This window comes from Aminobacter sp. P4_H6_2 (assembly GCF_056400805.1).
In genome coordinates, this window is sequence record NZ_JBFUKO010000291.1 from 1 (window position 1) to 6,863 (window position 6,863).

Here is a 6,863-nt window from a genome sequence, read left to right on the forward strand (position 1 = left end):
GCGCTACCTAGCGGGTGGCTTTGCGAAATGYAAGCCGCCGCCGGCAAAGTTTTTCCAAGCCACGGCCGGACGCAAGGTTACCCGGCCGCTTGTCTTGCGAGAAGTCACGGACTGTCGTCAGTGCGACAACAGTACCGGCAGCCGCAGGTCGCTCAGGATGCCCTCGGTCGCACCGCCAAGCACGAAGTCGCGAACGCGGGAATGGCCGTAGCCGCCCATGACCAGAAGCTTTGCCCCCAGCGAGGTCGCGGTTTCCTGAAGGGTGACGCCAATGGAGGAGCTGCCGATTCGGGTCGGCACCGCCTCGGCTGCAAGGCCGCGCTGGCGCAGGCCTTCGGCTAGCTGTTCGGCAGCGTCCGTGTCGCGCAGCTTCTTTTCATTGAGGATGGTGATCACCGAAATCCTTGACGCCTTTTCCAGGAACGGACGCGCGTCGGCAACAGCGCGCGCTGCAACGCGGCTGCCGTCCCAGGCGATGGCGACATGGTCGACAGCGCCCACGGTCACAAGGTTCGGCAGGATCACAGTCGGGCGCCCAGCGCCGAAGACAACCGCCTCGGCCAGCATGCGCGAGGTCTGATTGCCCACTTCCCAGCCGAGCAGCGCGAGGTCGAAGTAGCGGGCCTGCTCGCACGCTGCCTCGCCAAGCGCGGCCGAGGACACTGGTACCTCACCGGTGGTGACGTCGACGCCGACCTCTTTGGCACTCGCCTCCAAGGCGGCGAGAAGTTGCTTGCCATGCCTGCGGCTTGAAGCCTCGGCATCGCGGATCATCTGCGGGGTATCGAGCAGCAATTTCGAAAGCGCGCTGGAAACCTGAGGAAAGGCCGGATTGAACACCACCGCATGCAGGCTCGCGTTGAACTGGGCTGCGACCGACACTGCACTTGATGCCACCGCCTCGGAATTGGCCTCTGGATAGGTGGCAAGGGGAAGGAAGAAATGCGGCTTCATCGGAGTGCTCCTGTTTTGACGCGCCCAACCATGCGGCGTTGGCGCGTACTCGACTGAGATTACCCTATGGCGCGCAGCCCTTCATTGAGCTGGATCAAGACAGGCTTGTCATCCTCCAACCGCCCACCGGAGCACGGCTTGTCACGCCGGACGGCGCAGACCKTGACGTGCTTCATCGAGGCGAATCGGCTGGTCGGGGATGGCAACGGCAAAGACGGTGCGGCCACCGGCGCTCTCGACGAGTTCCAGCGTGCCGCCATGGGCGCGCACCAGTTCATGGGCGATGGCAAGGCCAAGGCCGGTACCGCCGCTGCGGGCCGAGCCGCGGAAAGCGGTAAACAGATTTTCGCGCGCCTTTTGCGGCAGGCCCGGACCGGTGTCGGCAACCAGGATGCGGCTGACGCTGCCTTCGCGTTCGGCATAGACGGTCAGCCGGTTGACGATGGCGCTGTCGGCGTCGCCGGCCATCGCCTGGACGGCGTTGCGGCAAAGGTTGGTCAGCACCCGGAAAAGCTGGTCGGGATCGGCATCGATCTCGAAATCGCTGTCAACGGCATTGCAGAACTCAATGCCCGATTCAGGCTCTAGGCCGAGCAAACCATGGACATCGTCAACCAGTTGAGCGAGCCGCAAGCGCCGGCGCGYCGGCGGCAGTTCCTGGGCACGGCCGTAAGACAGCACGTTTTCCGAATAGGCGACGGCGCGGTCGAGCGTCCTCAGCAATTTCGGGGCAAAGGCCTGGACGGCTGGATCCTTGACCATGCGCAGGCGGTCGGACATCAGCTGGGCGGAGGCCAAGATGTTGCGCATGTCGTGATTGATCTTGGACACGGCAAGACCGAGATCGGCGAGGTGCTTCTGCTCGTTCAGCATCTTTTGCAAATGCATCTGCATTGCCGACAGTTCGCGTTCGGCGAGGCCGATCTCATCGGAACGCGCTTCCGGAACGATGACGCCGGCGGGACTGTCAGGGGCATCGGAGAAGGTCAGCATCGAGCGTGTCATGGCGCGGATGGGCTTGATCATGATGCGGTCGATGGCGAAGTAGACCAACGCTGCCGTGCACAGCGAAATCAACAGCGAGACAAAGACGATGTAGCGCGCATTGGCCAGCATTGCGCGATGCAGCCGATAGTCGGAGATGACCAGCTCGAATTCCTTGGGGCTTTCACCGACAGTGCCATAGACGCGTAGCATCCGGTTGCCGCCAAACAGCAGCGTGTCGATGGCAGCCGGCATCGAACTCAGCACGCCTGTCTTTGCAATCTCGATATGCTCGTCGACCTCGGGCGGCATGTCGGCAACGACGAGCAGCCTTGAAACGCCACCGTCGCGCACCGCAATCGCCTTGGCGCCGATGGCCGCCAGCACGTCGTTCTGGGCGGAACGCGACAAGGTCGTCGGGTCGCCCTGCACCAGGATTGTCGCAACGGCAGCGGCCGTCGCCAGCCGCTCATCGAGCCAGCGCATGCGAAAGCTGGCGATGGAAGGCAGGAAGAACAGCACTTCGGCGAAGAGCACAAAAGTAACGGTCAACAGCAGCAGCTTGGCCGACAGGCTGCGCGAGCGCGGAACCGACCGTTCCGCCTGTTTTCCAGCATATACGCCGGTATCGGCTGCTTCAGTCATGTCGATCTTTGCTGCAAGTCCGCCCTGGGAGAAATTGCCTCGGCTCCGTCATATCCCGAAACGCCTATGCTTCCCGTTCTGGCAAAGATAGGCTATCGCAGCGCAGTTGCAAATTTTGCAACGCAAAAAGCAACCTTTCGGCGCTGCTGAGCGGGATCAATCGCCGCAGGCGACAAGTGTTGTGGCGGCCAGCGGAGCCGATTGACTTCGCGGCACCTTCTTTCTATAAGCCCGCACACGCTCGGGACCCGCTTCCGTCGCGGTTTTTGATCGCGTCGAGGCAAGCTGAGCCAAGCTCCTGTTACAAAGTGACAGAATCAAGAAGGGCCGCACCCCGCGGTATAAAAACAAATGAAGCGTACCTATCAGCCGTCCAAACTCGTCCGTAAGCGCCGTCATGGTTTCCGTGCTCGCATGGCAACCAAGGGTGGTCGCGACGTCGTCGCAGCTCGCCGCAATCGCGGCCGCAAGCGGCTCTCCGCCTAAGCCATAGGCGGGAACCTTGCCCGCTGACAGCAAGCCTGAGGGGTCTGCTCCGCATGGACGCTGCCCCGAACGGCTTCTGAAAAGAAAACAGTTTCTGGCCGTCCGCCGCGGTGAAAAGCGGCGCGGACGGTTTTTTCTCGTCGAGGTTTTGGATCGCGACGACAAAGCTGGGCCGCGAGTCGGCTATACCGTCACCAAGAAGGTCGGCAATGCGGTTGTCCGCAATCGTGTCAAACGGCGCCTCAGGGAAGCCGTTCGTACACATGCCGCAGGTGACATGGCGGCTGGCAAAGACTATGTGATCGTCGGGCGCGAAGACGTGCTCACCGCCCCTTTCGGCCAGGTTACGGCCGAACTTTCTCGGCGCATTCGCGGAACGCGATAAGGGCTTTCGATGGAAAACAACCGTAATTTCTTTATCACCATCGCCTTGTCGGTGCTGATCCTGACGCTCTGGCAGGTGTTCTACATGAACCCCCGCGTCGAAACGCAGCGGGAAACCGCGCGGATCGAAGCCGAGCGCGTGGCCCAGCAGCAGAAGGCTGCCCAGCCGGCAGGCACCAGCACCGGAACGCCAACAGCACCGCAGACCGGCATTCCCGGTGCGCCAACGACCCAGGTCGCGGTCGCCGACCGTGCCCAGGCGATTGCAGCTTCGGGCCGCATCGCGCTCGACACGCCAAGCCTGAAGGGTTCGATCAACCTGACCGGCGCGCGCATCGACGACATCAGCCTCAAGCACTACCGCGTTGCCGTCGATCCGACTTCGCCTGTTATCGAGCTGCTGAACCCGCAGGCGCTGCCATCCGGCTTCTACAGCGAGATCGGCTTTGTCGGCAGCGAAGCGACTGGCACCGTTCCGGGTCCCGATACGGTCTGGTCCGCCGAAGGCAGCCAGACGCTGACGCCGGCAACGCCTGTGACGCTGACCTTCACCAATGAAAAAGGCCTGACATTCAAGCGCACCATCGCTGTCGATCAGAACTACATGTTCACGGTCACCGACACGGTGACCAATGCCAGCGGCGCCGATGTCTCGTTGTCGAACTACGGCCGCATCACCCGCTTCGACAAGCCGCTGCATGCCTCGACCTACGTGCTGCACGAAGGCCTGATTGGCGTCACCGGCACTGAAGGCCTGCAGGAAATCAAGTACGCCTCGATCGAAAAGGACAAGCAGGTCCTGCCCGGCAAGTCGACCGACGGCTGGCTCGGCATCACCGACAAGTACTGGGCAGCCACGCTGGTTCCCTCGGGCAAGCAGCCGTTCCAGCCGCGCTTTTCCTATTTCGAAGACGGCCGCCCGCGCTACCAGGCCGACTACCTGACCGACCCGATCACTGTTGCTGCCGGTCAGTCGGCAACGGTCGAGACGCTGGTCTTTGCCGGCGCCAAGGAAGTGGCCAAGATCAACGCCTATGAGAAGGATCGCCAGATCCGCCAGTTCGAGCTTCTGATCGACTGGGGCTGGTTCTACTTCATCACCAAGCCAATGTTCTGGCTCATCGATACGCTCTACAAGATGCTCGGCAATTTCGGTCTGGCGATCCTCGCCACCACCGTCATCGTCAAGGCCATCTTCTTCCCSCTCGCCAACAAGTCGTACAAGTCGATGGCGAATATGAAGATGGTGCAGCCCAAGATGCTGGAAATCCGCGAGAAATACGCGGACGACAAGATGAAGCAGCAGCAGGCGATGATGGAGCTGTACAAGACCGAGAAGATCAATCCGCTGGCCGGCTGCTGGCCGGTGCTGATCCAGATCCCGGTGTTCTTCGCGCTCTACAAGGTGCTGTACGTCACCATCGAAATGCGCCATGCGCCGTTCTTCGGCTGGATCCACGATCTGGCGGCACCGGACCCGACGTCGCTGTTCAACCTGTTCGGCCTGCTGCCATGGGGCGTGCCCGCCTTCCTGATGATCGGCGTTTGGCCGCTGATCATGGGCGTGACCATGTTCCTGCAGATGCGCATGAACCCGACACCTCCGGATCCGACCCAGGCGATGATCTTCACCTGGATGCCGATCCTGTTCACCTTCATGCTGGCGTCGTTCCCGGCGGGCCTCGTCATCTACTGGGCGTGGAACAACTCGCTGTCGATCCTCCAGCAGGGCGTGATCATGAAGCGCCAGGGTGCCAAGATCGAGCTTTGGGACAACCTCGTGGCGTTGTTCAAGAAAAAACCGACGCCGGCCGAATAGCCGGACTTCTCGGAGAAAAGAAAAAAGGCCCTGGCTCGTCCGGGGCCTTTTTGCTTTCGCACATATGGGGCGCTGAAACTTTTGCGGCGACGCTCGCGTAGCTTTGTGGTGCCTCTCAAGCATCAGCCTGTGGGGTGGCGGCTTCTGACTTCCCCCGGTCAGAACTGAACCGTCTCGGCAAGGCCGGGGTCCTGCATTCCTTGCGGGACCCCGGTTTGATTCTCCCCCAAAACCCTTGATCCCCTCCCCCGGATGTCATCGCCGGGGATCGCGCTATACTGTCATTCCATACGCATCAAAATGGACGTCGCCATGCAAGGACCGAACCCTGACATCAAGCACCCGATGCCGATGCACAAGCGCGTCGGTTTCCTCAAGCCCCTCGTTGATGCCGAAAACATCGAGATCGGCGACTTCACCTATTACGACGACCCCGAGGGGCCGGACTTGTTTCAGCAGAAATGCGTCCTGCATCACTACCCCTTCATCGGCGACAAGCTGATCATCGGAAAGTTCTGTGCCATAGCCGAGGGCGCGCGTTTCATCATGAACGGCGCCAACCATGCCATGTCGGGTTTTTCGACCTATCCGTTCAACATTTTCGGCCATGGCTGGGAGGAAGGCTTCGACGTCGCCACCTGGCACAAGGAGGTGCGCGGCGACACCGTGCTCGGCAATGACGTGTGGATCGGCATGGAAGCGGTGATCCTGCCGGGCGTTCATATCGGCCACGGTGCCATCGTTGCTGCGAAATCGGTTGTCAGCAGGCACGTACCGCCTTATGCGATCGTAGCCGGCAATCCTTCGGTCGTGGTCAAGAAGCGTTTCGACGACAAGACCATCGAACGGCTTCTGACGATTGCATGGTGGGATTGGCCGGTGGACAAGATCGGCCGCAACCTCAATGCCATTCGCGGCTCGGATATTTCTCTGCTGGAGGCAGCGGCTTGAACGATCAGATAACACCCACAGCGGCGGTCACTGCCGAGCTGTTCCTACGCCCGTGGATCTTCATCCGCGGCGTGCCCTCAATGAAATTCCTGCCGCCCGAAGGGCCGCCAGAGATCGCCTTCGCCGGCCGTTCCAATGTCGGCAAGTCGTCGCTGATCAACTCGCTGGTTCGCCATGGCGGGCTGGCACGCACCTCGAACACGCCGGGGCGCACCCAGGAGCTCAACTATTTCGTGCCCGACGGCTATTCCGGCCAGGCCGGTGACATGCCGCCGATGGCACTGGTCGACATGCCGGGCTACGGCTACGCCAAGGCTCCAAAGGAACAGGTCGACGCCTGGACCAAGCTGGTGTTCGATTATCTGCGCGGCCGGGTGACGCTCAAGCGCGTCTACCTGCTGATCGATTCACGCCACGGCATCAAGAAAAACGACGAGGAGGTTCTGACCCTGCTCGACAAGGCCGCGATCTCCTACCAGATCGTCCTGACCAAGACCGACAAGATCAAGGCGGCGGGTGTGCAGCCGCTGATCGAAGACACGCTTTTGAAGATCAAGAAGCGCGCCGCCGCTTTCCCGACCGTGCTGGCAACCTCGTCGGAGAAGAACGAAGGCATCGAAGAGCTGCGCGAGGCGATCGC

The 6,863-nt window shown here is 61.5% G+C and carries 7 protein-coding genes; 5 read left to right on the forward strand and 2 right to left on the reverse strand.

Annotated elements, in window-relative coordinates; genetic code table 11:
- Positions 1 to 117 precede the first annotated feature (117 nt).
- Both AC1DUU_RS19370 and AC1DUU_RS19375 read right to left on the reverse strand, forming a co-directional pair.
- A complete protein-coding gene (locus AC1DUU_RS19370; protein WP_476785029.1) occupies positions 118 to 954 on the reverse strand; it encodes a universal stress protein in 837 nt (278 codons plus the stop codon).
- Between the two features lie 141 nt (positions 955 to 1,095).
- Entirely contained in the window at positions 1,096 to 2,583 is a 1,488-nt protein-coding gene (locus tag AC1DUU_RS19375; protein ID WP_476785030.1) for an ATP-binding protein, read from the reverse strand.
- Positions 2,584 to 2,934: 351 nt separating this feature from the next.
- On the opposite strand from AC1DUU_RS19375, the gene rpmH reads away from it, so the two are divergent.
- From rpmH to yihA, 5 genes are all read left to right on the forward strand, one after another.
- Positions 2,935 to 3,069: a 50S ribosomal protein L34 gene (gene rpmH, locus AC1DUU_RS19380; RefSeq protein ID WP_287093473.1), complete on the forward strand. Its 135-nt coding sequence runs from the start codon at positions 2,935 to 2,937 to the stop codon at positions 3,067 to 3,069.
- A gap of 16 nt (positions 3,070 to 3,085) precedes the next feature.
- Positions 3,086 to 3,454: a ribonuclease P protein component gene (gene rnpA, locus AC1DUU_RS19385; protein ID WP_476785031.1), complete on the forward strand. Its 369-nt coding sequence runs from the start codon at positions 3,086 to 3,088 to the stop codon at positions 3,452 to 3,454.
- A 9-nt stretch (positions 3,455 to 3,463) separates the two neighbouring features.
- Entirely contained in the window at positions 3,464 to 5,272 is a 1,809-nt protein-coding gene (gene yidC, locus AC1DUU_RS19390; protein ID WP_476785032.1) for a membrane protein insertase YidC, read from the forward strand.
- A 300-nt stretch (positions 5,273 to 5,572) separates the two neighbouring features.
- Positions 5,573 to 6,223, forward strand: a complete 651-nt coding sequence (locus AC1DUU_RS19395; protein ID WP_476785033.1) for a CatB-related O-acetyltransferase — start codon at positions 5,573 to 5,575, stop codon at positions 6,221 to 6,223.
- Between the two features lie 8 nt (positions 6,224 to 6,231).
- On the forward strand, positions 6,232 to 6,863 hold a 632-nt coding region (gene yihA, locus AC1DUU_RS19400), incomplete at its 3' end, for a ribosome biogenesis GTP-binding protein YihA/YsxC (RefSeq protein ID WP_476785034.1).